This is a genomic window from Streptomyces sp. NPDC013457 (assembly GCF_043089925.1).
GTDB lineage: Bacteria > Actinomycetota > Actinomycetes > Streptomycetales > Streptomycetaceae > Streptomyces.
In genome coordinates this window covers 638,241-664,267 of sequence record NZ_JBICBL010000002.1, presented here as the reverse complement: position 1 = coordinate 664,267, position 26,027 = coordinate 638,241, and the positions used below count along the sequence as shown (strand labels likewise).

Below are 26,027 nucleotides of genomic sequence, written 5' to 3'. Positions count from 1 at the left end.
TTCTACGAGCGCCGTGACGGGGGCGAAGACGGGATCCGGTACAGGAGCCGGTGCCGGTACAGGAGCCGGAGCCGGTACGGGAGCGGGGATCCGGGGGGTGCTGCGGCTCGGGCTGCTGCTGCCGCTGCTCGCCGTCACCCTTCTTCCCTCCGCCTTCGCCTCCGGCGGCAACCGGCGCTGGTTCGGCGGCCGCGGCGAGAGCCAGCGGGCCGAGGCGCAGGCCGCGAAGGACGACGCCGCCGCCGCGTTCTACGAGCTCGACACCGCCCAGCGCGACCTGCGGATCTCCATCGAGACGATCACCGCCGTGGACGACTCCCCCGGCGCCCGCCGCGCGGTCGACGGCTTCGCGGCCCTCGGGCAGCGGATCGACGAGGTCAGCCACGCCTACATCACCGCCGTCGACGCGCACGACCTCGACCGGGACGAGCTGGACGCGGCCACCGCCAACCGGGCCCGCACCGAGCTGACCCGGGCCAAGGACGAGCTCGTACGTGTCAAGGGGGAGCTGGACCGGTTCACCCAGGGGCTCGGGCCGCTCCTCGACACGGCCGAGACCCAGCTCGCCCGGCTCGCGCCTGCCGTCGAGCGGGCGCGACAGGCGCTCCGGAACGCGAGCACTGCTCTCGACACCGCCCGCGCCGCCGGGCTCCGCGCCGACGACCTCGCCGCCCGGCTCGCCGCCCTCGGGCCCGACCTCACCCGGCTCAACGAGGGAGCGGGCCGCCACGGCGTCGCCGACACCCTCCAGCGCGCCGACAAGGTCCTCCGCGACGCCGAGGCCGTCCGCACCGAGGCCGAGCGCCTCCCCGAGCGGGCCGCCGAGACGAACAAGCGCCTCGTCTCCCTCCGTACCCGCGCCGAGGCGCTCACCACCCGGGCCGGAACCGTCGAGCCGGTCCTCTCCGAACTCCGCCGCCGTTTCTCCGCCGCTTGCTGGCAGGACCTCCAGTACGTCCCCTCCCAGGCCGCCGACAACGTCCACAAGGCCGAGGAGAGGCTCGCGGAGGCGGCCAAGGCCCGCGACGAACAGCGCTGGCCCGACGCGACCAGTCTCCTCGCCACCGCACGCGCCCTGCTCAACGCCACCGACGAGGCCGTCTCCGCCGCCGGCGACCGGCTGCGCCGCCTCGACGCCGTCGCCAAGGACCCGCAGCACGAGATCGACCGTGCCCGCTTCGCCGTCCGCGACGCCCAGCGCCTCGCCATGGCCGGGCGCAACACCCCCGACCCCCGGCACGCCCGCCCCCTCGACGACGCCGTGGGGCGCCTCGACCGGGCCGTCGGCACGCTGGAGGGCCGCCACCCCGACTACTGGCACTTCCTGACCGAGCTCGAAGCCGTCCGCGCCACCGCCGCCCGCGTCGTCGAGCAGATCCGGGAGGAGCGAGGCGCCGGGCACCACTCCGGCTAGCCTGTGCGCATGCCTCGATACGAGTACCGCTGCCGCACCTGCGGCGACACCTTCGAACTCAGCCGCCCCATGGCCGAGTCCTCCGCCCCCGCGGCCTGCCCCGCGGGCCACGACGACACCGTCAAGCTGCTCTCGGTCGGCGGCGTGGGCGGCTCCGCCGCACCCGCCCCGTCCGGTGGCGGTGGCGGTGGCGGCGGGTGCTGCGGCGGGGGCTGCTGCGGCTGAACCGCCGGCCCCGCCCCTTTACGTGCCCAGGTAGCGGAGCACCGCGAGGACCCTTCTGCTGTAGCCCTCGCCGCGCCCCGTCAGTTCGAGTTTGTCGAAGAGCGCGTTGATGTGTTTCTCCACGGCGCTCTGCGACACGTGCAGCCGCCCGGCGATCGCCGCGTTCGTGTGCCCCTGCGCCATCGCCGCGAGCACCTCGCTCTCGCGGGGTGTCAGCCGTGCCAGCGGATCGGTGTGGGTGGTACGGACGAGCAGTCGGCGGACGACCTCCGGGTCGAACGCCGTCCGCCCGTCCCCCACCCGTTCCAGCGCGTCCAGGAACTCGTCCACCTGCGCCACCCGGTCCTTGAGCAGATAGCCCACCGCCCCCGACTCGCCGGTCAGCAGCTCGGTGGCGTACCGCCTCTCCACGTACTGCGAGAGGACGAGCACCCCGACGTCCGGCCACTCGCGGCGGATCTCCAGGGCCGCCCGCAGCCCTTCGTCCGTGTGCGTCGGCGGCATCCGTACGTCGGCCACGACCACGTCCGGCGGGTCCGTCCGTACCGCCGCGAGCAGTTCGACCGCGTTGCCGACCGCCGCCGTCACCTCGTGGCCCTCCTCGGCCAGGAGCCGTACGAGCCCCTCCCGTAGAAGCGTCGAGTCCTCCGCCAGGATCACGCGCACGGCAGGACCGCCCGTACGACCGTCGGACCGCCCGCGGGACTCTCCACCGCGAACCGTCCGTCCAGCGCCGCGGTCCGGCTCGCGAGCCCGCTCAGTCCGCTGCCGGAGGCGTCCGCGCCACCCGCCCCGTCGTCCGCCACCCGCACGCTCAACTCCTCTCCCACCAGGGTTACTTGTACGTCGATACGGCTCGCGTCCGCATGCTTGAGCACATTGGTGACCGCTTCCGAGACGAGGAAGTACACGACCGTCTCCACGGGCCTGGGAAGCGGCCGCTCCACCGTGTACGAGAGCCCCACGGGCAGCGTGCTCCGTTCCGCGACCGTCTCCAGGGCCGCGCGCAGACCGCCCTCGTCGAGCACGGCGGGGTAGACCCGCCAGGCCACCTCGCGCAGTTCGGCCAGTGCGCGCCGGCTCTCCTCGTGGGCCTGGAGCAGCAGGGCGTCGGCGCCCTCCGGGTCCCGGGCCCGGATCCGGCGCGACCGGCCGATCAGCATGCCGAGGGCGACGAGCCGCTGCTGGACGCCGTCGTGGAGGTCGCGCTCGATCCGGCGCCGCTCGTCGTGGACGACGTCCATGACCTCGGCGCGGCTGGTGGCCAGTTCGGCGATCCTGGCCTCCAGGGCGTCGGCGTGGCTGGGCCCGAAGCGGCGGGCGAGTCCGTCCTCCAGGGCGATGACGCCGAGGGCGCCCTGCGCGGCGAGGAAGAGCAGGAAGAACCCGCCGACACTGCTGGCCCCGACGAGCCAGGGGTGCTGGATGTCGGTGATCAGCCAGCCGTAGAAGGCGAAGGTGCCGAGCCCGAGTCCGTACGCGCCGCAGCCGAGGACGACGGCGCCGAGCACGCCGAGCGGCCAGCGGGCCGCGAGGTAGCGCAGGGCGGCCGCGTGGTGGACCCCGGGGAGCCGGACACCGAGGAGGCGGTCGAGGCGGGCCCGCTCCAGGCGGGTGAGGGCGTGCGCGGCGGCTGTCAGCGGGCGCAGCACGGCGGCGCGGCCACGGGGCGAGGCGAGCACGGGAAGCAGCGCGAGGGCGCCGAGGAGGGTGCCGAGGAGCTCCAGGACGGCGGTCCCCGCCCCGAGTGCGAGGCCGAGGGACAGGCGGATCCAGCGGGCGAGGTACCGGACGAGCGGACGCCCGGGCGTCCGGAGAAGCGCGCTCCCTTGCCCCGCGTCGGACGGCCGGACGAGCGGACGCCCGGGCGGCGCGTCGGACGGCCGGAGGAACGTGCTCCCCCGCGCTGCGTCAGCCGGCCGGCGGGACATGCTCCCCAGCCCCGCGTCGGACGGCCGGACAAGCGGACGCCCCGGCCGCCCGACGGGCGGGCGGAGGACCGGTCGTCCCGACGCCGGGGCCGGTACCGGGCCCGGCTTCAGGCCCGGCGGCGGGCCCAGTGGTGTGCGCTCGGGCTCCGCGCGATCCGGCCGACCACCGGCCCGCCGACTGCCGTCGTCCCGGGGCGTGTTCGTCATGATCCGACACGCTAACGGGGCCGTGCCCCCGCCCACACTGCGGAAAACCGCACCGCCGCTCAGGCCGGGTCGGGGAGCGCCGCCGGGGAGCCGTTGAGGAGCTGCGACGGGATGACGGTCGACCGGTGGTCGGCCACGGCCGCCAGGAAACGGCGGAGGATCTCCTCGCCCGCCGCCACGCCCCGCTCCGCGAGGACGTCGAGGTGCGGGGCCGCCCAGGCGGTGTCCGCGAGTTCGCCGTGGCCGGGGCGCCAGGCGCGGTCGGCGGCCGTCAGGAGGTCCGCGTCGAGCAGCGAGTCTCCGGCGGCCAGGACGAGGTCCGCGCCGCAGCGGCGGGCCACCTCACGCATCGCCGCGCTCTTCGTGAGCGGCTTCGGCACCGCGTACACCTTGCGGCCCTGCAGCGAGACCGTCCAGCCGCGGTCCTCCGCCCAGTCGCCGAAGCGCTTCAGCCACTCCTCCGGCATCCGCTCCCGCTCCACGACGAGGTACGCGAACAGGTCCTCGGCGACCCGGTGCTTGCGCACCCAGGACAGGTCGGTGGTGGCGGTGAAGTACGCGCGGATCTCGCCCAGCGGCGCGCACTCCTCGGCGAGCCTGCGCACCACGGACCCGTGCCAGTCGCGGTCCGCGGCTCCGTCGACGAGGATGTGCCCGCCGTTGGCGCAGATCGCGTACTTCGGTGCGGGGCCGGGGAGTTGGATGCGCTGGTACTGCTTGCGCGTACGGGTCGTGGTGGGTACGAAGACCGCCTCGGCGCCCAGCCGTTCGAGCAGCGCGGCCGCGTCCTCGGTCATGTACGACAGCGGCTTGGACTCGTGCACCTCCACGCTCAGCAGCCGGGGCGCCTGCGCGTCGGGCATGCCGAGCGCGAGGGCCGCGGAGGAGTAGATCAGCGTACGGTCGAGGTCGCTGGCGACCATCACGGGGCTGCTTGGGCTGCTCACCGAGGTCACTGGGAGACCACCGCCTTTCCGTCGGCGCCTGTGGCGCCTCTCGTGAACTGAGGGTGGATCAATCCCACACAGGTGTACGGGAGTCCGTCGACCTCCTCGACGGGAACACCGCGCTGGTCCGCGAGGAGGCGTACGTGGGCGAGGTCGGCGCCGGCGCCGCGCCGGGCGAGGATCTTCCAGGGGACGCGGCGCAGCAGGACCCGGGTGGTCTCGCCGACACCGGGCTTGACCAGGTTGACGTCGTGGATGCCGTACTCCTCGCTGATCCGCTCGACGGCCGCCCAGCCCTCCCAGGTGGGGGTCCGGTCGGCGGCGAGCAGCTCCTTCACTCCCGTCGCCACGTCCTCGGCCACCTCGTCGAAGCGGGCGGCGATGGCGTCGAGGAAGGCGTTCGAGACGTCGGCGCCGGCCAGTTCGCGGTAGAACTTGCCGCCGTGGAAGTCGTCCGGGCCGACGAGGTCGGCGCGCAGGACCGTCCGCGATATCAGGCCGGAGACGGTCGAGTTGAGGCAGGCGGAGGGGATGAGGAAGTCCTCGCGCGTGCCGTACGTGCGCACGCAGGAGCCGGGGTCGGCGAGGACCGCGATCTCCGGGTCGAAGCCGGTGATCCCCTCGGCGCGCTCGAACTCCTGGATCGCCTCGGCGAGTTCGCGGGTGATGGCGCCCTTGCCGGTCCAGCCGTCGACGAAGACGACATCGGCCGGGTCGTGGTGGGCGGCGAGCCAGCGCAGCGCGTTGGCGTCGATGCCGCGGCCACGGACGATGGAGACGGCGTAGTGGGGCAGTTCGAGGCCGTGGCGGGCCTGCGCCCAGCGGCGCATGAGGACGCCGACGGGGGTGCCGGCCCGGGCGAGGGAGACGAGCACCGGTGTGCCGGTCTTCTCGGCGAGGACGGTCTCGGTGACGGTGCCGACGGCGCGGGCGATCCGGGAGGCCGAGGTCTCCAGGGCGGCGTGGAAGAGCTCCTGGTACTGGGCGCTCGGCTGGTACTCGACCGGCAGCGACTCCGCGTAGTGGGCGCCTCCGCTCTGGATCGCCTCCTCGCGCTCCTCGGTCGGCGCCTCCAGTTCGACGTCCGAGAGGTCCTGGAGCAGCCAGCCGACCTCCTCGGGGGCGTACGAGGAGAAGGCGGGGCCGCGGAGGGGCTCGGGCAGCATGGAGCTCCTTTCGGGAGCTTGGGTGGCATCGGGAGCGGGGACGGCCCCGCCGGTCTCGTGAGCGGGTACGGCTCGGGCTCGGAAGGCCTCCGGGGCCTCCGGGGCCCTTGCGGCGTCAGTCGCCTCCGCGGCCCGCTCGCCGGCCGACGGCGTCCGCGTCACGGTCTCCGCTCCGTGCGCCGGGACGTACGACGGGACGTACGACGGGACGACCGCGAGCACCACGTGCGGGATGTGGGCCGCGAGCTGGGCCAGCAGGCCGTCCGGGGCGTGCAGCTCCGGCGTGTCGGCCACGGAGTCGACGACCGCCACGACCGCGTCGAACCCGGCGCCCGCGACGTTGTACGCGTACCGCTCGCCGGGGCCGTCGGCGGGCTCGTCGTGGGCGGGGAAGACGAGCCGGGTCCTTATGGCGTAGCCGGGGTCGTCGACGGCGAGAACGGGCGAACGGGTGGTCGTGGAGTACAGGACGTCCCGGCCGGCGCGCTCCAGGGCGACGGCCAGCCGCAGCGGCGCGTACATCAGCTCCTCGAAGCCGAGGACCAGGATCCGCCGCGCCCCGCCGAGAGCGGTGCCGAGGCGCTCGGTCATGGCCGGGAGGGCGTCGTTCAGCGCGGCCGCGTGGGGCGCGCCGAAGCCGTGGCGGCCGCCGTCCGGTATCGAGGACGGCCAGCCCAGATCGACCCGTACGGGGGCCGTCAGGGGCTCCCTGGGCGCCGGTACGGGCGCGCCGGGCGCCCCGGGTGCCTCCTGCGCCCCGAGGGCCCCCTGGGCGTCCTGAGCCGTCTCGTGTGCGGCGACCAGCGCCTGGCCCTTCTCCAGGACCCCCTCCGGCAGCCGTACGGTGCCTGCCGCGCCGGTCACCAGGTCGACGCGGGCGCCGATCTCCCGGGCGAAGGTCTCCAGCCGCCCGAGGTCCTCGGCCGAGCGCATGTCGACCAGGGCCACGACCACGTACCGCTCACGCGGGAAGCGCTCGTGCAGGTCCCGGACGGTGTTCAGGACGGTGTTGCCGGTGGAGAACTCGTCGTCGACGAGGACCAGCGGGCCGTCGCCGGCGAGCAGCTTCGGGTCCTCGGGCAGCAGCAGGTGCGAGGTGGCGTGCGAGTGGGACTCCTCGAACCCGCCCGCGCTCGCCACTCCGTCGACGGGCCGCCGGGTCGAGTGCAGATAGGGCGCGAAGCCGAGCCCGTCGGCCACCGAGTGGCCGAGGCCGGTGGCCGTCTCCGCGTAGCCGACGACGACGCTGCGCGCCGCCTCGTCGGGACCGAGCAGGTCACGGACGCGCAGGCCGAGCGAGAAGCCGGAGTCGTAGACGACGGCCGGCCGCTGCGGCACATGCTTGCCGAGCACGTTGGAGACCAGCAGATGCGCGCGCTTCGGGTTGCGGCGCAGTGCGAGGCCCAACAGGCCCGGGAGCTCCTCGCCGCCGATCAGTTCGACGCCCAGTCGCTCCGCGACCCACGTTCCCGACCACACCACGTCGTCCATCACCTTCCGTCAGCCGGCCAGTCCGGCGGTGAGCAGATCCACGAAGCCGACGTCCTCCTTGGCGACGCCGAAGACCTCGGCGCGCAGGAGGGTCCGCTCGGCCCACGCGCGATGCGGCTTCACCTCGTTCATCTTGTTCGTGTACGCGGAACGCATCACGCCGCCCCCGCCGCGTTCGGGCCGCAGGATGTCCTGCGCGTCGCTGTACTCCTCGTGGCTGACCACGGACAGCGCGTGCACGGGCACCACGTGTGTGGGGTGGATGCAGGTCTTGCCGAGCAGGCCGTTGGCGCGGTCGAGTTCGATCTCGCGCAGCAGCCCGTCGAGGTCGTGCTCGATGAGGGCGGTGCGCAGGTCCTCGGCGCGGCCCTCCAGGAAGGGGCTGCGGCGCAGCTGGGGCTTGAACATGCGCTCGCCGAGCCGGAAGTACTCCCAGACCGGTCCGGTGATCGTGAAGCCGGTGCCGTCGGAGCGGCCGAGGACGTTGACGACGTCGGCGATGACATGGGCGACGAGCTGGACGTCGTACGCCGTCATGTCGGGCGAGCGGCGCAGCCCGTAGGCCGAGCAGAAGTCGGTGACCCCGAGGCGCAGGGCGAGGACCCGCTGGCGGTACTTGTCGACGGTCGTGGCGATCCCCGCGAGGGTCTCGGCGCGGGTCTCCAGGTGCAGCAGTTCGGGGGACTCCAGGACGGGCATGGCGAAGAGTCGCCGTCCACACGCCCTCTCGGCGGCGGTGAGGGCCTCTAGGAAGGCGTGCCCGCGGGTCTCGGTGAACTTCGGCAGCACGAATCCGGTCAGCAGGCGGACGTCGTCGCCGAGGCGGGCGACCAGATCGGTGATCTGGTGGGGTTCACGGACCCGGATGAAGAGCAGGGGCACGTCCTGGACGGCACGGTCGTCCTCCGTGAGGCCGTGCGCGAGGTCGGCGAACTGGTTCACCAGGTTCGTCTCGGCGGCCTCCACGTCGGCGTCGGCGATGGAGTCCTCCAGGCACAGCACCATGGAGACGACGCCGCGTGCGGCCTGTTTGCGCACGTCGTCGGCGAGTCGCGGCCGGGTGGCAGGGCTGTAGAGGGTGGCGCCCAGAGCCACGGCGAGCGTGCTCGCTGGGGAGTCCGCCGTGAACTCGGCCGGCTCCTGGTGGAACAGCCCGGCCCGTGTGGCGGACGGGATGTGCCCGAAATGACGCAATGTAACTCCCCCGACTGCCTCTGTAGCCGTGACGACATGTGGCCGGTAATAGTACGTAGGTGCGGGTGTCCGCAGTTCCCTTCGAGTATGAAATCCAGGTAACTCGTCCGCATCCGTCGCATGCCGCGCACTTCGCGAGCTGGCACGACGCGCGGATCGGTACGGCCCCCGCGTTGTCCGGCGGACGGCAGGGAAGGCAGGATGACGGTCATGACGCACGCGATGCTGAAGGGCTCCAACGTCCCTCTCGACACCGCGGCCGTACGGGCCGTGCTCCGCTGGACCCCGGGACCCGGGGTCCCCGACGTCGACGCCTCCGCGCTGCTGCTGGGCGCCGACGGCCGGGTGCGCTCCGACGAGGACTTCGTCTTCTACAACCAGCCCCGGCACCCCTCCGGCCTGGTGCGCCGGCTGCCCAAGAAGCGGGTGACGGAGGGACTGACCGACACGGTCGAGGCCGATCTCGGCGGGCTCGACCGGACGGTCGACCAGGTCGTGATCGCGGCCTCCTCGGATGGCGACACCTTCCGGTCGGTCTCCGACCTGCGGATTCTGCTGTACGACGCGAGTGCGCCGGACCGGGAGCCGCTCGCCCTCTTCGATGTGAAGGCGGAGACGGGCGAGGAGACGGCGATCATCTGCGGCGAGCTGTACCGGCGTGGGGACGGCTGGAAGTTCCGGGCGGTGGGGCAGGGCTACCCGACCGGGCTGGTCGGGCTCGCCACCGACTTCGGGATCTCGGTCGACGAGGGCTCCGAGGAGTCCGACGGCTCCGCGCCCGCCGACGGCGCGGGCGGTCCCGGCGGTCCCGGCTCCGGCGCTCGGGAGGGACAGGATCCGGCCACTCGGACCGCTCCGCCCGCGGCGCCCGTCACGGACGCCGACGCGACCGTCGTCCATCCGCACGTGGCCGTGCCGCCCCAGCCGACCAGCCCCCCGGCGCCCGTGCCGGCCTACGGCTACCCGCAGCCGGTCGCGTCCGACCGGCCGGCGTACGGCTACCCCCAGCCGGCGGCGGCCGCCGCGCCCGCCCCGGACCCGAACTTCCGGATGCCGCCGATGGGCCCGCAGTTCGTCCGCCCGTAAGCGCATCTGCTACGCCTTGGTCTTGTAGCCGCGCCCCCACTGCAGGCCCCATCCGTACAGCCGGTCCAGCTCCGCCTGGAAGCCGTACACGAACTTCACCTGACGGCGGACGATCAGCTCGTCCTTGACCTTCTCGACGGTGAACACCGCGCAGGAGCGGGCCTGCGGTGCGCGCTCGTCGAGTTCGATCTCGATCCGCGGCCCGTTGCTGGGGTAGAGCGTCACCTTGGCGTGCGTCCGGTCGAAGGCCGGGGTCTGGTCGTAGATGTAGACGAAGAAGAGCAGGCGCTTGATCTCGTCCCGGTGGTCGAGGTTGACGAAGATCGTCTCGCCGGACGAGCCGCCGAACCGGTCGTCGCCGCTCAGGTTCACGTACGGCGCCGCGTTCAGGGCCCCGAAGAAGCCGCCGAGCGGCTGCACCACGCCCTTGCTGCCGTCCGCGAGCTCGTACATGCACCCGAGGTCCAGGTCGACGTTGACCATGCTCTGGGTGTGCGCCTGGACGACCTCGGGCTTGAAGAGCTTCGAGGGGTGGCGGAGCAGCTGGCCGCTCTGTCGTGAGCGGCCCTCGATGTCGGAGGTGCGCATCCGCCAGGAGAGGTTGACGCGCAGATTGCCGGTGGCGGCGCCCTGTTTGGTCAGGGAGACCGTCGGGCGCCGTTTGGTGAGGTCGATGGTGTTGCTGGAGGCGCTGCCGGAATCGAACTGCGCGGCCCTCCCCGGAAACAGGCCGTCGAAGAAGCCCATGTGCCCCCACCCCCCACTCGAAACCCCGTCAGACGCCGCGGGGCGGCCGGGTGCACCGGCCGCCCCGCAGTGAAGCGTTCCTCATTGCCCGGGGTGTCACACCCCGGACGACACCTCGGTCTTGCCCGAGGAGTCAGCTTTTCCCTCGGCGGCCGCGAGTGCCCTGTTGCGCCGGACGGAGGACCAGAAGGACCAGCCGATCAGGGCGACGCCGATGAGGCCGGTGACGACCTCGGGGATCTGGTAGCGGATGGAGATCATGAGGATCACGGCGAGCGCGCCGATGGCGTAGTGGGCGCCGTGCTCCAGGTAGACGTAGTCGTCGAGGGTGCCCTGGCGGACCAGGTAGACCGTCAGCGAACGGACGTACATCGCGCCGACGCCGAGGCCGAGCGCCATGAGGACGATGTCGTTGGTGATGGCGAAGGCGCCGATGACACCGTCGAACGAGAACGACGCGTCGAGGACTTCGAGGTAGAGGAACATGAAGAAGGCGGCCTTGCCGGCCAGCTGGACGACGCCGACCTTCTTGCCGCTGCGCTTGGCCTCCTCCTCTGCCTCGTGCTCGCGCTCCTCTTCCTCCTCCAGCTTGTTCTCGAAGTAGCCCGAGAGACCGCCGACGACGAGGTAGGTGATGAGACCGAAGACGCCGGAGAGCAGGACGGTCGCCGCCTTGTCGGCGTGCGTACCGCCGTGCTGGTGCGCCTGGGTCGCGAAGGTCATGGCGCTGATCGCCAGGACGATCAGGGCGATGCAGACCGACAGCATGTCGATCTTGCCGAGCTTGGCCAGCGGGCGCTCCAGCCAGCCGAGCCACTTGATGTCACGGTCCTCGAAGATGAAGTCGAGGAAGATCATCAGAAGGAACATGCCGCCGAACGCCGCGATCGACGGGTGCGCGTCGGTCACGAGCTGCTCGTAGCGCTCGGCATCGTTGAGAGCGAGGTCGACGGCCTCGATGGGGCCGATCTTGGCGCTGATCGCGACGATCACGACGGGGAAGACCAGCCGCATGCCGAAGACGGCGATGAGCACACCGATGGTGAGGAAGATCTTCTGCCAGAAGGCATTCATCTTCTTCAGGATTCCGGCGTTGACCACCGCATTGTCGAAGGACAGCGAGATCTCGAGGATGCACAGGATCGCGACGATCCCGAACGCTTCCCACCCCCCGTAGAGCACCGCTGCGACCAGTCCGAGCGCCGTGATGGCGAACGACCAGCCGAAGGTTTTCAGTACCACTGTCTACCCCATCGTGTAAGTACGCGGCTTTACGAAACGTTGACCCCGAAGTCTAGAGCGATGCCCCGGAGTCCGGACGCGTACCCCTGTCCCACGGCCCGGAACTTCCATTCGCCCCCGTACCGGTACAGCTCGCCGAAGATCATTGCGGTCTCGGTGGAGGCGTCCTCGGAGAGGTCGTAGCGGGCGAGCTCCTGGCCGTCGGCCTGGTTCACGACGCGAATGAAGGCGTTGCTGACCTGGCCGAAGGTCTGGCCGCGGTTGTCGGCCTCATGGATCGAGACCGGGAAGACGATCTTGTCGCAGTGGACCGGGACCTTGACCAGGTCCACGATCAGCGACTCGTCGTCGCCGTCACCCTCGCCGGTGAGGTTGTCGCCCGTGTGTTCGACGGAGCCTTCGGGGCTCTTGAGGTTGTTGTAGAAGACGAAGTACTCGTCGCCGAGCACCCGTCCCGACTGGCACAGCAGGGCGCTGGCGTCGAGGTCGAAGGGCGCTCCGGTGGTGGAGCGCGCGTCCCATCCGAGGCCGACCAGCACCTGGGTGAGGTTGGGTGCGGCCTTGGAGAGGGAGACGTTGCCTCCCTTGGCGAGCGTGACGCCCATGTGTGTTCCTCCCCGGTGATACTGCGGTGGTCGTGCTGATGAGGCACGTCCGGCGCCGCACGGAACGTGCGGCGCCGGACGGATCGGACTGTCGGTCAGACGTTGACGCCGAAGTCCTGGGCGATACCGCGCAGGCCCGAGGCGTAGCCCTGGCCGACGGCGCGGAACTTCCACTCCTCGCCGTTGCGGTACAGCTCGCCGAAGACCATGGCCGTCTCGGTCGAGGCGTCCTCGGAGAGGTCGTACCGGGCGATCTCGGCACCGCCGGCCTGGTTCACGACGCGGATGAACGCGTTGCGCACCTGGCCGAAGGACTGCTGGCGGTTCTCGGCGTCGTAGATCGACACCGGGAAGACGATCTTGGCGACATCGGCGGGCACCGTGGCCAGGCTGACCTTGACCTGCTCGTCGTCACCCTCGCCCTCACCGGTGAGGTTGTCACCGGTGTGCTCGACCGAGCCGTCGGCGCTCTTCAGGTTGTTGAAGAACACGAAGTCCTGGTCGTTGCGGACCTTGCCCTCCGCGCTGACCAGAATGGCGCTGGCGTCGAGGTCGAAGTCCGTCCCGGTGGTGGTACGGACGTCCCAGCCCAGACCGACGGTGACGGCGGTCAGGCCAGGGGCCTCCTTGGTCAGCGAGACGTTGCCGCCCTTGCTGAGGCTGACTCCCACGAGTCCCTCCATGTGGTTTCCAGGGGCAGCGCCCCCGTCGTGCGTTGGCATCGGATCAACGTCTGGATCCTAGTGAGGGGTTCCCGGCCTGGACAGACGATTCGCCCCGATGGTCAGAGAGTGTCGAGCGCCTTGAGGTAGTCGTTGAGGTCGCGGGCGTCCGGGAGGGCGTTGACGACGGTCCAGCGGACGACGCCCTCCTTGTCGATGATGAACGTGCCGCGCACCGCGCAGCCCTTGTCCTCGTCGAAGACCCCGTAGGCGCGGGAGGCCTCGCCGTGCTTCCAGAAGTCGGAGAGGAGCGGGTACTCCAGTCCCTCCTGGTCGGCGAAGACGCGCAGGGTGTGGATCGAGTCGTTGGAGACGGCGAGGAGCTGGGTGTCGTCGTTGACGAACTTCGGCAGGTTGTCGCGCAGCTCGCACAGCTCGCCGGTGCAGACGCCGGTGAAGGCGAAGGGGTAGAAGAGCAGGACCACGTTCTTCTCGCCCCGGTAGTCGGAGAGCCTCACGGTGCGGCCGTGGTTGTCCTTGAGCTCGAACTCCGGCGCCTTCGTGCCGACCTCGATCGCCATGGCGTACGTGTCCCTTCACTGGACCGAACAGGTGAAGGCCCAGCTTAGAACCCCGGCGGTCCCCGCGGTCCCCCCACGCACAGAGCCCCCGCCGGACGGGTCCGGCGGGGGCTCCTGCTGCTTGGGGGATCAGCGCTTGGGAGCGACGAGGCGGCTGCCCGCCCAGTCCTTCGCCACGCTGATGCTCTTGGTCTGGGAGAAGCCGGCGGTCTGCGCGGCATCGCTGATGTCGCTCGGCTCGACGTAGCCGTCACGGCCCGTCTTGGGCGTCAGCAGCCATACGACTCCGCCGTCCTCCAGCAGGCCAATGGCATCGACCAGGGAGTCCGTCAGATCTCCGTCCTCGTCGCGGAACCAGAGCACGACGGCGTCGGCGACGTCGTCGTAGTCCTCGTCAGCGAGGTCCGACCCGATGATGGACTCGATGCCTTCGCGGAGATCGAAATCGACGTCGTCGTCGTAACCGATCTCCTGGACCACCTGTCCGGGCTCGAACCCCAGCCTCGCTGCCGGGTTGGTCCGCTCCTCCGCGTGGTCCGCGGTCGCGCTCACGGCTTGCCTCCTGATCATGTATCGGAAAATGCTTCGGCCACGCGCGTACGCGCGGCGCTGGCCGTAGTCCACACGGGCTGGGCGGATCGCGCAAGTACCCGGCCGCCGAGACCGCCGAAACGGTGACGTTTGGGGCCGTCTCGCCGCATCTCCCGGGCCGCATCCACTCCATTCCGTGACGATCGGCACACGCTTCGTCCTGCTTTGCAAGGTTCCGCGGCTTCAGTCTGCCGAACGTGCTGACGAAACGCATGCGCGGGTTGGGCGTAAGGTTGCGATTTGACCCAACCAGGCGCCCAGCGGGGGTTACCCCTCGGTAGAGATGACGTTTGACACCGACGGGGTACACGATGGACATCCCGGCCGGCGTCCCGGCCTCCGTGGGCTCCACCGAACAGCGAAGGAACAGCGTGGCTTCCGGATCCGATCGCAACCCGATCATCATTGGCGGCCTTCCCAGCCAGGTCCCGGATTTCGATCCCGAAGAGACCCAGGAATGGCTCGACTCCCTCGACGCGGCGGTCGACGAGCGAGGGCGCGAGCGGGCCCGCTACCTGATGCTCCGCCTGATCGAGCGCGCCCGCGAGAAGCGCGTCGCGGTGCCCGAGATGCGCAGCACGGACTACGTGAACACGATCGCGACCAGGGACGAGCCGTTCTTCCCCGGTAACGAGGAGATCGAGCGCAAGGTCCTCAACGCGACCCGCTGGAACGCGGCCGTGATGGTCTCGCGCGCGCAGCGCCCGGGCATCGGGGTCGGCGGCCACATCGCCACCTTCGCCTCCTCGGCCTCGCTGTACGACGTCGGCTTCAACCACTTCTTCCGTGGCAAGGACGAGGGCGACGGCGGCGACCAGATCTTCTTCCAGGGTCACGCCTCGCCCGGCATCTACGCGCGGGCCTATCTGCTCGACCGGCTGTCCGAGACCCAGCTGGACGCGTTCCGCCAGGAGAAGTCCAAGTTCCCGAACGGGCTCTCCTCGTACCCGCACCCCCGGCTGATGCCGGACTTCTGGGAGTTCCCGACCGTGTCGATGGGCCTCGGCCCGCTCGGCGCGATCTACCAGGCCCGGATGAACCGCTACATGGAGGCGCGCGGCATCGCCGACACCTCCAAGTCGCACGTCTGGGCGTTCCTCGGCGACGGCGAGATGGACGAGCCGGAGTCGCTCGGCCAGCTCTCCATCGCCGCCCGCGAGGGCCTGGACAACCTGACCTTCGTCGTCAACTGCAACCTGCAGCGCCTCGACGGCCCGGTGCGCGGCAACGGCAAGATCATCCAGGAGCTGGAGTCGCAGTTCCGCGGCGCCGGCTGGAACGTGATCAAGCTCATCTGGGACCGCTCCTGGGACCCGCTGCTCGCCCAGGACCGCGACGGCATCCTGGTCAACAAGCTGAACACCACGCCCGACGGTCAGTTCCAGACGTACGCCACGGAGACCGGCGCGTACATCCGCGACCACTTCTTCGGCGACGACCAGCGGCTGCGCTCGATGGTCGAGGGCATGTCGGACCACCAGATCCTGCACCTGGGCCGCGGTGGTCACGACCACAAGAAGATCTTCGCGGCCTTCGAGGCGGCCAAGGCCCACAAGGGCCAGCCGACCGTGGTGCTCGCGCAGACCGTCAAGGGCTGGACGCTCGGCCCGAACTTCGAGGGCCGCAACGCGACCCACCAGATGAAGAAGCTGACGGTCGACGACCTCAAGCGCTTCCGCGACCGGCTGCACATCCCGATCACGGACGGTCAGCTGGAGGGCGGCCTGCCGCCGTACTACCACCCGGGCCGGGACTCCGAGGAGATCCAGTACATGCACGACCGCCGCAAGGCGCTCGGCGGGTACGTCCCGACGCGTGTCGTGCGGTCGAAGCCGCTGGCACTCCCCGAGGAGAAGACCTACGCCGCGGTGAAGAAGGGCTCCGGCCAGCAGTCGATCGCCACCACGATGGCCTTCGTCCGGCTGCTCAAGGACCTCATGCGGGACAAGGAGATCGGCAAGCGGTTCGTGCTGATCGCCCCCGACGAGTACCGCACCTTCGGCATGGACTCGTTCTTCCCGAGCGCCAAGATCTACAACCCGCTGGGCCAGCAGTACGAGGCCGTGGACCGCGAACTCCTGCTCGCCTACAAGGAGTCCCCGACCGGTCAGATGCTGCACGACGGCATCTCGGAGGCCGGCTGCACCGCTTCACTGATCGCGGCCGGCTCGGCGTACGCCACGCACGGCGAACCGCTCATCCCGGTCTACGTCTTCTACTCGATGTTCGGCTTCCAGCGGACCGGTGACCAGTTCTGGCAGATGGCCGACCAGCTGGCGCGCGGCTTCGTGCTCGGCGCCACCGCCGGCCGGACGACGCTCACCGGTGAGGGCCTCCAGCACGCGGACGGCCACTCGCATCTGCTCGCCTCGACGAACCCCGGCTGTGTCGCGTACGACCCGGCCTTCGGATTCGAGATCGCGCACATCGTCCAGGACGGCCTGAAGAGGATGTACGGCCCCGACGCCGAGGACGTCTTCTACTACCTGACCGTCTACAACGAGCCGATCCAGCACCCGGCCGAGCCCGAGAACGTGGACGCCGAGGGCATCCTCAAGGGCATCTACCGCTACAAGGCGGGCGAGGCCGGAGCGATCCCCGCGCAGATCATGGCCTCCGGTGTCGCCGTGCCGTGGGCGGTGGAGGCTCAGCGGATCCTCGCCGAGGAGTGGAACGTCCGGGCCGACGTCTGGTCGGCGACGTCCTGGAACGAGCTGCGCCGCGAGGCCGTCGAGGTCGACCGGCACAACCTGCTCCACCCGGAGGAGGAGCAGCGCGTCCCGTACGTGACGCGCAAGCTGTCCTCCGCCCAGGGCCCGTTCGTCGCCGTCTCCGACTGGATGCGCTCGGTCCCGGACCAGATCTCCCGCTGGGTGCCGGGCACCTACACCTCGCTCGGCGCGGACGGCTTCGGCTTCGCCGACACGCGGGGCGCCGCGCGCCGCTACTTCAACATCGACGCCGAGTCGATCGTGCTCGCGGTCCTCACCGAGCTCGCCCGCGAGGGCAAGGTCGACCGGTCGGCGCTGAAGCAGGCCGTGGACCGCTACCAGCTGCTCGACGTCGCCGCCGCCGACCCCGGCCCGGCAGGCGGAGACGCGTAACGGCGCACAGGTGTGGTGCGGGTGCGGGGCCGACGCGCCCCCGCACCCCCCATACGATTCCCGGCATGATGGAACGCTGGGAGAAGCGCACCCAGACGCCACTGCTGATCCTGGCAGTGGCGTTCGGCGTCGCCTACGCCGTACCGATCGTGGCGCCGGATGCCGACCGCTGGATCCATGAGCTGTGCCTGATCGTGGAATGGGTGGTCTGGGGGGCCTTCGCGGCCGATTACGCCGTCCGGCTCGCGCTGTCCCCGGCCAAGTGGCAGTTCGTGCGAGGCCATCCGCTCGATCTGCTCGCCGTCCTGCTCCCGCTCGTGCAGCCGCTGCGGCTGCTACGTCTCGTCTCGACACTCCTCCTGGTGGGCCGGCGGGCCCGCATGGCCCCGCAGATAACGCTCACCACCTATGTGGCGGGCGCGGTGGTCGGACTGATGATGTTCGGCTCGCTCGCCGTGCTCCATGTGGAGCGGAACGCCCCGAACGGCAACATCAAGTCGCTCGGCGACGCGGTCTGGTGGTCGTTCACGACGATGACGACCGTGGGGTACGGCGATCACGCACCGACCACGGGACTCGGCCGCGTCCTCGCGGTGGGCCTGATGCTCTCGGGCATCGCCCTGCTCGGTGTGGTCACCGCCAACATCGCCGCCTGGTTCATCTCCCGCTTCGAGCGGGACGACGCTGTGGAGCGCCGCCAGACCGAGCTTCTGGAGGCCCTGACCCGGGAGGTCCGGGAGCTGCGCGCCGAGGTGTCCCGGCTCACGGCCCCGACAGCGGCCCCGACGGCGGCCCCGACGGCGGCCTCTGTGGGTGCCTCGACCCCGACCCCGACCCCGACCGCGGCCCCGGCTCCGGCTCCGGCTCCGGCTCCGGCTCCGGCCACCCTCTCGCCGGCCGACCCCGTGCCGTCGCAGGGGACGGCCCCTAGCGCTCCCAGAGCTTGAAGGCTCTGACCTCGTACGGACTCTGCGGAACCCAGGTCCCGCGCCCCGGATAGGTCTCGAACTCCCCCGTCTCCGCGCACTCCGCCGACTGGTACGTCGTGACCGGCCGCCCGGTCCTGTTCGCCAGGGCCTGGGCGCTCGCGCCCGGCGGCAGCGCCACACAGCTCTCGATGTCGGTGCCGGCCAGCTCGTGCTTCCACGCCGCGCCCTTGAAGTCCGCCCTGGGCCACAGGCACAGCTGACCGGGGCCGCAGGCTCCGAGCTTGGTGCCCGGTGGAGCGACGGCGGTCACGGCGGCCGGCACGGCGGCGGCCGGCCAGGCCGCCGGCAGAGCGGCGAGCAGAGCGGCCGCGGCCGCCAGGGCGGCCAGGAGCCGCCGCTTCGGCCCTGCGTGCTGCGCGTGCTGCGCGTGCTGCGCGTGCTGCGCGTGCTTCGGCTCTGCGTGCTTCTCGTACATGTCGATCAACCCCCGCTTCGTCACTCTCTGTAATCAGAACTCTGACGGATGTCACTGCCCGTTGGGAAGAGGCCAAGGCTCGATTCACCCGGACAGGTGACGGAAGACGACGAACAGCAGAAAGCCCCACCGGGCCGCGCGAGCGGTCCGGCGGGGCGTTGGGCTTCCCGCGGCGTACGTCAGATGTGGGCGGCGCCCGCACCCGCCTCCGCGTTTGCGCCGCGCTTGGTCAGCATGGCGACCAGGGCCGCGACGACTGCCACGACACCGGCGACGGTGAACGCCAGGCCCATGCCGTCCAGGAAGGTGTCGTGGATGACGCCACCGATCGTGTCGAGCACGTCCGGGGTCATGTTCGGCGCCTGGGCCAGCTGCGGCGGGACCGTGCCGAACTCGGCGGCCTCCTCGAGCCCGGGAGCGGGCTCGCCCGGGAGCCCGGCGGCCGTCCAGTTCTCGCCGAAGGCGCTGGAGACCTTCGACGACATGACCGCACCGAGCACCGCCGTACCGAGCGCGCCACCGACCTGCATCGCGGCCTGCTGCAGACCGCCCGCGACACCGGAGAGCTCCAGCGGGGCGTTGCCGACGATGACCTCGGTGGCGCCCACCATGACCGGGGCGAGGCCCAGGCCGAGCAGCGCGAACCAGAGCGACATCGTGAACGTGCCGGTCCCCGCGGAGAGGGACATCATCCCGAACATCGCGACGGCGGTGCAGACCATGCCGCCCACCAGCGGGATGCGCGGGCCGAACTTGGTGATCAGCGCGCCGGCCAGCGGCGACGAGACGATCATCATCGCCGTCAGCGGCAGCAGGTGCAGACCGCTGTCGATCGGGCTGAGGCCCTGGACGCCCTGGAGGTAGAAGGTCACGAAGAACAGGCCGCCCATGAAGGCGAAGGCCATCAGGACCATCAGCACCACGCCCGCCGTGAGCGGGACGGAGCGGAACATGCCCAGCGGGATGAGCGGCTCCTTGACCTTCGTCTGCCAGAAGCCGAAGACGACGAAGAGCAGGACGGCGGCGGCGAGGCAGCCCACGGTGTTGCCGCTCGCCCAGCCCCACTTGGCGCCGGCGTTGATGAGGCCCCAGACGAGGGAGCCCATGGCGCCGGAGAGCAGCAGGATGCCGAGGATGTCGAAGGAGCGCGGGGCGTTCTCGGCGCGGTGGTCCTTGAGGATCACCAGGCCGAGCACGAGGGCGAGGACGCCGACCGGCACGTTGATGAAGAAGACGGACTGCCAGCTGACGTGCTCGACGAGGAAGCCGCCGAGGATCGGGCCGCCGGCCGTCGAGGCACCGATGACCATGCCCCAGATGCCGATGGCCATGTTCAGCTTCTCGGCGGGGAAGGTGGCGCGCAGCAGGCCGAGCGCGGCCGGCATCAGCAGGGCGCCGAAGAGGCCCTGGAGGACACGGAAGCCGATCACGAGCCCGATCGAGTCCGAGAGGCCGATCGCTCCGGAGGCCGCGGCGAAGCCGGCGATGCCGATGAGGAAGGTCTGGCGGTGGCCGAAGCGGTCACCGAGCTTGCCGGCCGTGATCAGTGCGATGGCCAGCGCGAGCAGGTAGCCGTTGGTGATCCATTGGAGCTGGTCGAGGGTGGCGCCGAGGTCGGCCTGGATGGCCGGGTTGGCTATCGCGACGATCGTGCCGTCGAGCGCGACCATCATCACGCCGGCGGCGACTGCGAACAGAGTCAGCCAGGGGTGGCCGCGCAGGCCTTTCGACGGAGCCGGAACGGGGCTCCGGTCGCCCCCCTGGCCCTGCGGGGCCTTTTCCACGGTGGTCTGACTAGTCATGGGAAGGAGGCTAATGTCAGTCACTGACAATTGACAAAGCAATTCACACGCCGGTAACTGTCACTTGTCTCACAGGTACGCTGAGCAGCACGAAGCGTCGGAAAGTGGCGGAGAGAAGGCCATACGGTGACGGTTTCCGGCCTACGGGAACGCAAGAAGCAGCGCACACGGAACGCGCTCCTCCGGGTGGCCCTGGAGCTGTTCACGACACAGGGGTACGAGCAGACCACCGTGGACGAGATCGCCGACGCGGTCGAGGTCTCCCAGCGCACGTTCTTCCGCTACTTCGCCTCCAAGGAGGAAGTGGCCTTCGCCGTACAGCAGATGGTCGAGGAGCGCTTCGTCCAGGCGCTGGTGGAGCGCCCCGCGGAAGAGGGCCCGCTCGACGCGATGCGGAACGCCGTGCTCGCCTCCTGGGACACGATCGGCGAGGCGATCATGGAGGTCGTGCCCGTCGACATGTACCTGCGGACCTTCCAGATGATCGAGTCGACGCCGGCACTGCTCGCCACGCATCTGCGCCGCACGACCGAGATGGAGGACACGATCGCCCGGGTCGTCGCCGAGCGCGAGGGCGTCGACGTGGACGAGGACCCCCGCCCCCGGATCGTTGTCGCGGCGTTCAGCGGTGTGATGCGCGTGACGGGGCAGCTCTGGGGCCGGGGCACGGACCTCAGCCTGGAGGGCATCCGCGCGCTGACCGAGGACCACCTCGACCACCTGGCGCCCGCGCTGGCCCGGGACTGGCGGAGCTGACGGCGCCCGGCCGACGGCGCCTAGGGGGCCCGTACCGTGCGGAAGATCTCGTACGGGTGACCGCCGTAGAGGCCCGGCCGTACAGGCCCGTCGCGCAGGCCCGTCGTACGACCGGTCCTGCCGGCCTCAACTCGTGGTGTACGCCCGCACATACGGACCGTCACCGGAAGCCCTCGCCCCTCGTGATCCATGTCACCTGGCGCCCCGGGCCCCCTCGCCCGTCTCCTAGGGTGTGGCGCAGTGACTTCCTTCGACTCCTCCCCCACGCTCTCCCTCTGGCGCCTGCTGCTCGCGCTGGCCGTCGTGTTCGTGCTCCTCGCGACCACCGGCTGGACGACGATCAGCCATCAGCGCGGGCCAGGCGAGTCCCGCGAGGCCGCACTCGCGTCCTGGGCGCACAGCCGGATCGGCCACCGGGCGCTGCCCGACCCGTCCGCCCCCGCCCGTACGATCGCCGCGTTCTTCGCCTCCGTCGGACCGACGCAGGGTGCCTTCCTCGCCGAGGCGCACCCGTTCGTCGTCGGCAACCTCGACGGCGCTCCGGTCACGCTCCGCTACCGCGCCAACCGGATCTCCCTCGACCGCGCCCTCGCAGCCGAGCGCCACAGGATCGACCACGCCAAGCTCACCGCCGACGGCCGGCGTGAGGCCGTGCGCCGGGCGCACCGCTTCACCTCGCTGATGCGGTCCGACCGGCAGATCCTCGCCTTCGACCCGACCGGCGGCGGCCGGATGGCCGAAGTGCTCGGCGATCTGGACCGGGCCGAGCGGGTCTCGGTGATCGTGCCGGGCGTCGACACCAATCTGCTCACCTTCCAGAAGACGAACCGCAGGTACTCGGCCCCGGTAGGGATGGCGCAGTCGCTGTACGCCGCCGAGCGGCGGGCCGCGCCCCGGAGCCGTACCGCGGTCATCGCCTGGGCCGACTACACCGCGCCCGTCGGGGTCGGCATCGACGCCGCGACGGGTCGTCTCGCCACGGCGGGTGCGGTCCGGCTCGTCGGCATGACGGACGCCCTGCCCGGCGACTCTCGCGTCAGCCTGTTCTGCCACAGCTACGGCTCCGTGCTCTGCGGGGTGGCCGCGAACGGCCTGCCCTCGCGGGTGACGGACGTCGTCGTGGCCGGGAGCCCCGGCATGCGGGTGCAGAGAGCGGCGGAACTGTCGACCCGGGCCCGGGTCTGGGCGATGCGCGACGCGGACGACTGGATCGCGGACGTACCGCATCTCGCGGTGGGCGGGGTCGGGCACGGGGCGGACCCGGTGGAGCCGGAGTTCGGTGCGCGGCTGCTCTCGGCGGAGGGCGCGAAGGGCCACACCGGCTATTTCGAGCCGGGCACCGGCAGCCTGGACAACTTCGCGGCCATAGGCGTCGGTTCGTACGGGGACTTGTCGTGTGCGAGCGCCGACGGCGCTTGCCGCAGGGGAATTTCCGGCGTGGAAGGCGTCTGACGCGCGTAGAGCAAGGCGTTTCGGCCCCTCGCGCAGGGGCGACGCGCGGGCGCACGCCGCCTACGATGAGGCACATGGGTGATGTGCTGGCCGGAAATCATGCCACCTGGGAGTTCGAGAGCGACGCCCTCGTCATCCGCTTCGAACGGGGGATCCGCACGCCGAAACTCTTCCAGGCGCTGGGCGAACGACGTATCCCGCACGAGGCGTTGGCGTCCGTGACGCTCGTCCCGGGCAAGCGGGGCACGGTGGTGCTGCACGCGGTGCCGAGACGGGGCGCCGATCCGCTGATGGAGGCGGCCGGGGGACAGCTGAAGGAGGGGTACGACCCCTATCGGCTGGTGCTGCCGGCGGAACGGGAGACGCTGGCCGAGTACTACCGGGACGAACTGCGGGAACGGCTCGGTCAGGTGGGTCAGGTGGGTCGCACGGCCGGCAGGGCGTACCTCTCACTGAGCGGCGCGCTGGACGGCGGGCTCGGCGGCGCGCTCGACCGCGCCCCGGACGGCTCGGCGGGCGGCTCGTCCGCCGCCTTACCGGACGGTACGGCGGCCGCCGCCGCGGACGAGCCGACCGACGGCTTTCTGGTGGCGGCTCCCCAGGGACCGCAGTCCTTCAAGGCGTACGACGGCAAGGCGAGCTTCGACGGCGCGTCGAAGGTCACGTTCCGCTGGTTCTGGACGGGCGCGTCCTCCGAGAAGTGGAAGGCCGGCGACCAGACGTTCTCGGTACGGGAGCTCAGCGGGGTCGAGTGGCGCTCGCCGGACGTCTTCGACGGATACCTGCGCCTGCTGCCCCGGTCAGGGGAGCCTCGGTCGGCGCAGGTGGACCATGACCCGGCGGCCGTGGTCTTCGGTCTCGGCTACGGCCCGGTCCACGAGTCGCTGCCGTTCGCCGCGGCGGTCCTGGCGGCGATCCGCGGCACGGGGCGCGCAGCGGCGACCGAACCCGCGGACGCGCTGCCGCCACCGCCGGAGTCCCGGGACCCGGCGGGCGTCGCGGAGAGGATCCGGCACCTGGGGGAACTGCACCGGGCGGGGCTCGTGACGGACGAGGAGTTCGCGGTGAAGAAGGCGGAGCTGCTGGCGGAGCTGTGAGACGGCCGCCGGGGACGTCGGCGGCCGGACCTCCTCGGGTGATACCCAGGTATCACCCGAGGACCGGGCCCTCGGTATGACGTTCGGCGCGGGCGCGCCTGCCTAACCTGGGCGGGCGATGAAGAAGACACTCCCCTCCCCCGGCCTCGCCTCGCGGCTCGCGCCCGCGCGCCTGGCGCTGCGGTCCTTCGGGGTCGCCCTCGCGACCCCGACCGAGCCGGGCGCCCCCCTCTTCGCCGATGTGCGCAACCGGTGGGTGCGGATGCTCCCGTACGCCGTCGCGTTCGGCTTCGTCTGTTCGCTGCTCCCCGTCACCGTCACCGTCCTCGTGCAGGACTACGGCGTGAACGGCGCCGTCGCAGGCGCTCTCGCCACCGCGCAGACCGCGCCGCTGCTGCTCGCCGTCACCCGCCCCCTCCAGGCCTGGTGGATCATCGGCGTCGCCGACGTCCTCGGGGCGGTCGTGCTGCTCGGCGCGGACGGTCTGGACGGCCGGTCCTGGCCGTGGACGCCGATGATCGTCGTCGGGTACCTCGCCCTGATGCTCGCCCTCGGCCTCCGTGAGTCCCGCAAGGCGCTGCTCGGTGTGTGGCTCGTGACCGGGGCGGCCGGGTTCGTGCTGACGGCGGTCGGGCCTCGGCACGACGACGGCGTCCACGTCCTGCTCTTCGTCCTGAGCGGGGTCGTCCTGCTCGTCACGGCGACGCTGCGGGAGCGCGGGGACGCGGAGCGGCGCACCCAGGAGGAGCGGGCGCGCACGACGCTCCTGGAGGAGCGCGCCCGGATCGCGCGCGAGCTGCACGACGTCGTCGCCCACCACATGTCCGTGATCACCGTGCAGGCGGACTCGGCGCCGTACCGGATCCCGGATCTGCCGCAGGCGGCGCGCGAGGAGTTCACCTCGATCGCGGCGAGCGCGCGGGAGTCGCTCGCCGAGATGCGGCGGCTGCTCGTGGTGCTGCGCAGCGACGGCACGGAGGGCGAACGGACCCCGCAGCCGGGCCTGGACCGGGTGCAGCAGCTGATCGAGGCGACGGTACGGGCGGGGGTTCCGGCGGAGCTGTCCATGTCGGCAGACCTCCAGGACCGCAGCGACGTACCGCAGGCGGTGGACCTGTCGGCGTACCGGATCGTGCAGGAGGCGCTCGCGAACGTGGTCCGGCACGCGCCGGGTGCGCGGACCCGTGTGTCGGTACGGTCCGAGGACGGCGGGCTCGTCGTGGTGGTCGTCAACGGGGCGCCTCCCAGGCCTGCTTCGCCCCTGGAGGGCGGGGACGGGACGGGTCACGGGCTGGTCGGCATGCGGGAACGCGTACGGTTGACCGGCGGCACGCTGGACACCGGGCCGCTGCCGGACGGCGGCTTCCGGGTCGCGGCCAGGCTCCCGCTGCGCACGAAGGACGGACTTCCGTGACCCCCATCCGCGTGATCATCGTCGACGACCAGGCCATGGTGCGGGCGGGGTTCGCCGCACTGTTGTCGGCGCAGGCCGACATCGACGTGGTGGGCGAGGCGCCGGACGGGCGGCAGGGCGTGGACGTCGCGCGTGCGACGCACCCGGACGTGGTGCTGATGGACGTCCGGATGCCGGAGATGGACGGGCTGGCGGCGGCGCGGGAGATCCTGGACCCGCCGGTGGGGCTGGTGCACCGTCCGAAGGTGCTGATGCTGACCACGTTCGACGTGGACGACTACGTGTACGAGGCGCTGCGGGCCGGCGCGTCGGGCTTCCTGCTGAAGGACGCGCCGCCGGCGGATCTCATCGCGGCGGTACGGGTGGTGGCGGCGGGCGAGGCGCTGCTGGCGCCCTCGGTGACGCGGCGGCTGATCGCCGACTTCGCGGCGTCCCGGCCGGCGCCGCGGGCGGACCGGGCGGCGCTGCGGCTGAACGGTCTGACGCCGCGTGAGACGGAGGTCCTGGAGCTGATCGCCCGGGGCCTGTCGAACCAGGAGATCGCGGACCGTCTGGTGCTCGCGGAGCAGACGGTGAAGACGCACATCGGCCGGGTCCTGGCGAAGCTGGACCTGCGGGACAGGGCGCAGGCGGTCATCTTCGCGTACGAGTCGGGCCTGGTCACCCCGGGCGGCGCCGGGCGCTAGGCGTATTGATCCGCCGGCTTCCGGCACGCGCGCCGGCCCTGGCACGCCCGCCGGAGTCCCGGCTGGCACGCTCGCCGGAGTCCGGCACGCCCCCGATGACCCTCGCAGGGGGGAGAACCCCACCCCCTTGCGGGGGTCGGCGCCTCCTCCGACCCCTACCCCGGTATCAGACCGGACTTGGCCCTCCGGTGTGACGTCGCGTCAGGCGTCCTCTTCCTACCTT

General features: G+C 71.4%; 23 protein-coding genes. 10 read left to right on the top strand and 13 right to left on the bottom strand.

Features of this window, described 5'->3' with window-relative positions:
* Positions 1-88 precede the first annotated feature (88 nt).
* Together ACF1G2_RS08495 and ACF1G2_RS08490 are read left to right on the top strand one after the other, a co-directional pair.
* The gene (locus ACF1G2_RS08495) at positions 89-1,414 is read left to right on the top strand and encodes a hypothetical protein (RefSeq protein WP_391797599.1); all 1,326 of its coding nucleotides are present in this window, start codon (positions 89-91) and stop codon (positions 1,412-1,414) included.
* Between the two features lie 9 nt (positions 1,415-1,423).
* Positions 1,424-1,639: a zinc ribbon domain-containing protein gene (locus tag ACF1G2_RS08490; RefSeq protein ID WP_391797501.1), complete on the top strand. Its 216-nt coding sequence runs from the start codon at positions 1,424-1,426 to the stop codon at positions 1,637-1,639.
* Positions 1,640-1,657: 18 nt separating this feature from the next.
* Here the strand turns inward: ACF1G2_RS08490 and ACF1G2_RS08485 are convergent, their stop codons facing one another.
* From ACF1G2_RS08485 to ACF1G2_RS08465, 5 genes are all read right to left on the bottom strand, one after another.
* Positions 1,658-2,305 carry a response regulator gene (locus tag ACF1G2_RS08485; RefSeq protein ID WP_391797500.1) on the bottom strand — a complete coding sequence of 216 codons (648 nt, stop codon included), beginning with the start codon at positions 2,303-2,305 and terminating at the stop codon, positions 1,658-1,660.
* Positions 2,296-3,570, bottom strand: coding sequence for a sensor histidine kinase (locus ACF1G2_RS08480; protein WP_391797499.1), 1,275 nt, complete (start codon positions 3,568-3,570; stop codon positions 2,296-2,298). Before ACF1G2_RS08480 ends, ACF1G2_RS08485 begins: the two co-directional genes overlap by 10 nt.
* A gap of 266 nt (positions 3,571-3,836) precedes the next feature.
* On the bottom strand, positions 3,837-4,700 hold the full coding sequence (locus ACF1G2_RS08475; RefSeq protein WP_391797498.1) for an HAD family hydrolase: 864 nt from the start codon (positions 4,698-4,700) through the stop codon (positions 3,837-3,839).
* Positions 4,701-4,729: 29 nt separating this feature from the next.
* Positions 4,730-7,381: a phosphoribosyltransferase gene (locus tag ACF1G2_RS08470; RefSeq protein WP_391797497.1), complete on the bottom strand. Its 2,652-nt coding sequence runs from the start codon at positions 7,379-7,381 to the stop codon at positions 4,730-4,732.
* A gap of 9 nt (positions 7,382-7,390) precedes the next feature.
* Positions 7,391-8,575 carry an HpcH/HpaI aldolase/citrate lyase family protein gene (locus ACF1G2_RS08465; protein WP_391797496.1) on the bottom strand — a complete coding sequence of 395 codons (1,185 nt, stop codon included), beginning with the start codon at positions 8,573-8,575 and terminating at the stop codon, positions 7,391-7,393.
* Positions 8,576-8,776: 201 nt separating this feature from the next.
* Here ACF1G2_RS08465 and ACF1G2_RS08460 point away from each other — a divergent pair, with 201 nt between their 5' ends.
* Complete coding sequence (locus ACF1G2_RS08460) at positions 8,777-9,661, top strand: TerD family protein (protein ID WP_391797495.1); 885 nt, start codon at positions 8,777-8,779, stop codon at positions 9,659-9,661.
* A gap of 9 nt (positions 9,662-9,670) precedes the next feature.
* On the opposite strand, the gene ACF1G2_RS08455 is transcribed toward ACF1G2_RS08460, so the two are convergent.
* From ACF1G2_RS08455 to ACF1G2_RS08430, 6 genes are all read right to left on the bottom strand, one after another.
* Positions 9,671-10,408, bottom strand: a complete 738-nt coding sequence (locus tag ACF1G2_RS08455) for a Tellurium resistance (protein ID WP_391797494.1) — start codon at positions 10,406-10,408, stop codon at positions 9,671-9,673.
* Positions 10,409-10,504: 96 nt separating this feature from the next.
* Entirely contained in the window at positions 10,505-11,650 is a 1,146-nt protein-coding gene (locus tag ACF1G2_RS08450; protein WP_391797493.1) for a DUF475 domain-containing protein, read from the bottom strand.
* Between the two features lie 29 nt (positions 11,651-11,679).
* Positions 11,680-12,255: a TerD family protein gene (locus ACF1G2_RS08445; protein ID WP_391797492.1), complete on the bottom strand. Its 576-nt coding sequence runs from the start codon at positions 12,253-12,255 to the stop codon at positions 11,680-11,682.
* Positions 12,256-12,350: 95 nt separating this feature from the next.
* On the bottom strand, positions 12,351-12,926 hold the full coding sequence (locus tag ACF1G2_RS08440) for a TerD family protein (protein ID WP_352192241.1): 576 nt from the start codon (positions 12,924-12,926) through the stop codon (positions 12,351-12,353).
* A 113-nt stretch (positions 12,927-13,039) separates the two neighbouring features.
* On the bottom strand, positions 13,040-13,498 hold the full coding sequence (locus ACF1G2_RS08435) for a peroxiredoxin (protein WP_260226461.1): 459 nt from the start codon (positions 13,496-13,498) through the stop codon (positions 13,040-13,042).
* A gap of 129 nt (positions 13,499-13,627) precedes the next feature.
* Entirely contained in the window at positions 13,628-14,050 is a 423-nt protein-coding gene (locus ACF1G2_RS08430) for a DUF3052 domain-containing protein (protein WP_352192242.1), read from the bottom strand.
* Between the two features lie 410 nt (positions 14,051-14,460).
* Between ACF1G2_RS08430 and aceE the strand changes: the two genes are divergently transcribed.
* Together aceE and ACF1G2_RS08420 are read left to right on the top strand one after the other, a co-directional pair.
* Positions 14,461-17,193, top strand: coding sequence for a pyruvate dehydrogenase (acetyl-transferring), homodimeric type (aceE, locus tag ACF1G2_RS08425; protein WP_391797491.1), 2,733 nt, complete (start codon positions 14,461-14,463; stop codon positions 17,191-17,193).
* A gap of 68 nt (positions 17,194-17,261) precedes the next feature.
* Positions 17,262-18,140: a potassium channel family protein gene (locus tag ACF1G2_RS08420; protein ID WP_391797598.1), complete on the top strand. Its 879-nt coding sequence runs from the start codon at positions 17,262-17,264 to the stop codon at positions 18,138-18,140.
* Here the strand turns inward: ACF1G2_RS08420 and ACF1G2_RS08415 are convergent.
* Both ACF1G2_RS08415 and ACF1G2_RS08410 read right to left on the bottom strand, forming a co-directional pair.
* Positions 18,121-18,597, bottom strand: a complete 477-nt coding sequence (locus ACF1G2_RS08415; RefSeq protein WP_391797490.1) for a peptidase inhibitor family I36 protein — start codon at positions 18,595-18,597, stop codon at positions 18,121-18,123. The genes ACF1G2_RS08420 and ACF1G2_RS08415 overlap by 20 nt on opposite strands.
* 179 nt (positions 18,598-18,776) lie before the next feature.
* Complete coding sequence (locus ACF1G2_RS08410) at positions 18,777-20,270, bottom strand: MFS transporter (protein WP_391797597.1); 1,494 nt, start codon at positions 20,268-20,270, stop codon at positions 18,777-18,779.
* 255 nt (positions 20,271-20,525) lie between these two features.
* On the opposite strand from ACF1G2_RS08410, the gene ACF1G2_RS08405 reads away from it, so the two are divergent.
* The 5 genes from ACF1G2_RS08405 to ACF1G2_RS08385 all read left to right on the top strand — a co-directional run bounded on the left by ACF1G2_RS08405 (position 20,526) and on the right by ACF1G2_RS08385 (position 25,804).
* Entirely contained in the window at positions 20,526-21,155 is a 630-nt protein-coding gene (locus ACF1G2_RS08405; protein ID WP_391797489.1) for a TetR family transcriptional regulator, read from the top strand.
* A gap of 240 nt (positions 21,156-21,395) precedes the next feature.
* Positions 21,396-22,607: an alpha/beta hydrolase gene (locus tag ACF1G2_RS08400; protein WP_391797488.1), complete on the top strand. Its 1,212-nt coding sequence runs from the start codon at positions 21,396-21,398 to the stop codon at positions 22,605-22,607.
* 65 nt (positions 22,608-22,672) lie between these two features.
* Complete coding sequence (locus ACF1G2_RS08395; RefSeq protein WP_391797487.1) at positions 22,673-23,704, top strand: DUF4429 domain-containing protein; 1,032 nt, start codon at positions 22,673-22,675, stop codon at positions 23,702-23,704.
* Between the two features lie 118 nt (positions 23,705-23,822).
* Positions 23,823-25,118 (top strand): sensor histidine kinase, encoded by a 1,296-nt coding sequence (locus ACF1G2_RS08390; RefSeq protein WP_391797486.1) that lies wholly within the window; start codon positions 23,823-23,825, stop codon positions 25,116-25,118.
* Positions 25,115-25,804, top strand: coding sequence for a response regulator (locus tag ACF1G2_RS08385; RefSeq protein WP_391797485.1), 690 nt, complete (start codon positions 25,115-25,117; stop codon positions 25,802-25,804). The genes ACF1G2_RS08390 and ACF1G2_RS08385 overlap by 4 nt, the downstream gene beginning before the upstream one ends.
* The last annotated feature ends 223 nt before the right edge of the window (positions 25,805-26,027 follow it).

What these genes read in the sequence shown, in the direction of transcription:
- ACF1G2_RS08455 (WP_391797494.1), bottom strand. Translation starts at nt 10,408, where the DNA reads ATGGGCTTCTTCGACGGCCTGTTTCCGGGGAGGGCCGCGCAGTTCGAT.
- ACF1G2_RS08460 (WP_391797495.1), top strand. Translation starts at nt 8,777, where the DNA reads ATGACGGTCATGACGCACGCGATGCTGAAGGGCTCCAACGTCCCTCTC.
- ACF1G2_RS08395 (WP_391797487.1), top strand. Translation starts at nt 22,673, where the DNA reads ATGAGGCACATGGGTGATGTGCTGGCCGGAAATCATGCCACCTGGGAG.
- ACF1G2_RS08390 (WP_391797486.1), top strand. Translation starts at nt 23,823, where the DNA reads ATGAAGAAGACACTCCCCTCCCCCGGCCTCGCCTCGCGGCTCGCGCCC.
- ACF1G2_RS08410 (WP_391797597.1), bottom strand. Translation starts at nt 20,270, where the DNA reads ATGATGGTCGCGCTCGACGGCACGATCGTCGCGATAGCCAACCCGGCC.
- ACF1G2_RS08415 (WP_391797490.1), bottom strand. Translation starts at nt 18,597, where the DNA reads ATGTACGAGAAGCACGCAGAGCCGAAGCACGCGCAGCACGCGCAGCAC.
- ACF1G2_RS08445 (WP_391797492.1), bottom strand. Translation starts at nt 12,255, where the DNA reads ATGGGCGTCACGCTCGCCAAGGGAGGCAACGTCTCCCTCTCCAAGGCC.
- ACF1G2_RS08475 (WP_391797498.1), bottom strand. Translation starts at nt 4,700, where the DNA reads ATGGTCGCCAGCGACCTCGACCGTACGCTGATCTACTCCTCCGCGGCC.
- ACF1G2_RS08480 (WP_391797499.1), bottom strand. Translation starts at nt 3,570, where the DNA reads ATGTCCCGCCGGCCGGCTGACGCAGCGCGGGGGAGCACGTTCCTCCGG.
- ACF1G2_RS08470 (WP_391797497.1), bottom strand. Translation starts at nt 7,381, where the DNA reads ATGGACGACGTGGTGTGGTCGGGAACGTGGGTCGCGGAGCGACTGGGC.
- ACF1G2_RS08490 (WP_391797501.1), top strand. Translation starts at nt 1,424, where the DNA reads ATGCCTCGATACGAGTACCGCTGCCGCACCTGCGGCGACACCTTCGAA.
- ACF1G2_RS08420 (WP_391797598.1), top strand. Translation starts at nt 17,262, where the DNA reads ATGGAACGCTGGGAGAAGCGCACCCAGACGCCACTGCTGATCCTGGCA.
- ACF1G2_RS08435 (WP_260226461.1), bottom strand. Translation starts at nt 13,498, where the DNA reads ATGGCGATCGAGGTCGGCACGAAGGCGCCGGAGTTCGAGCTCAAGGAC.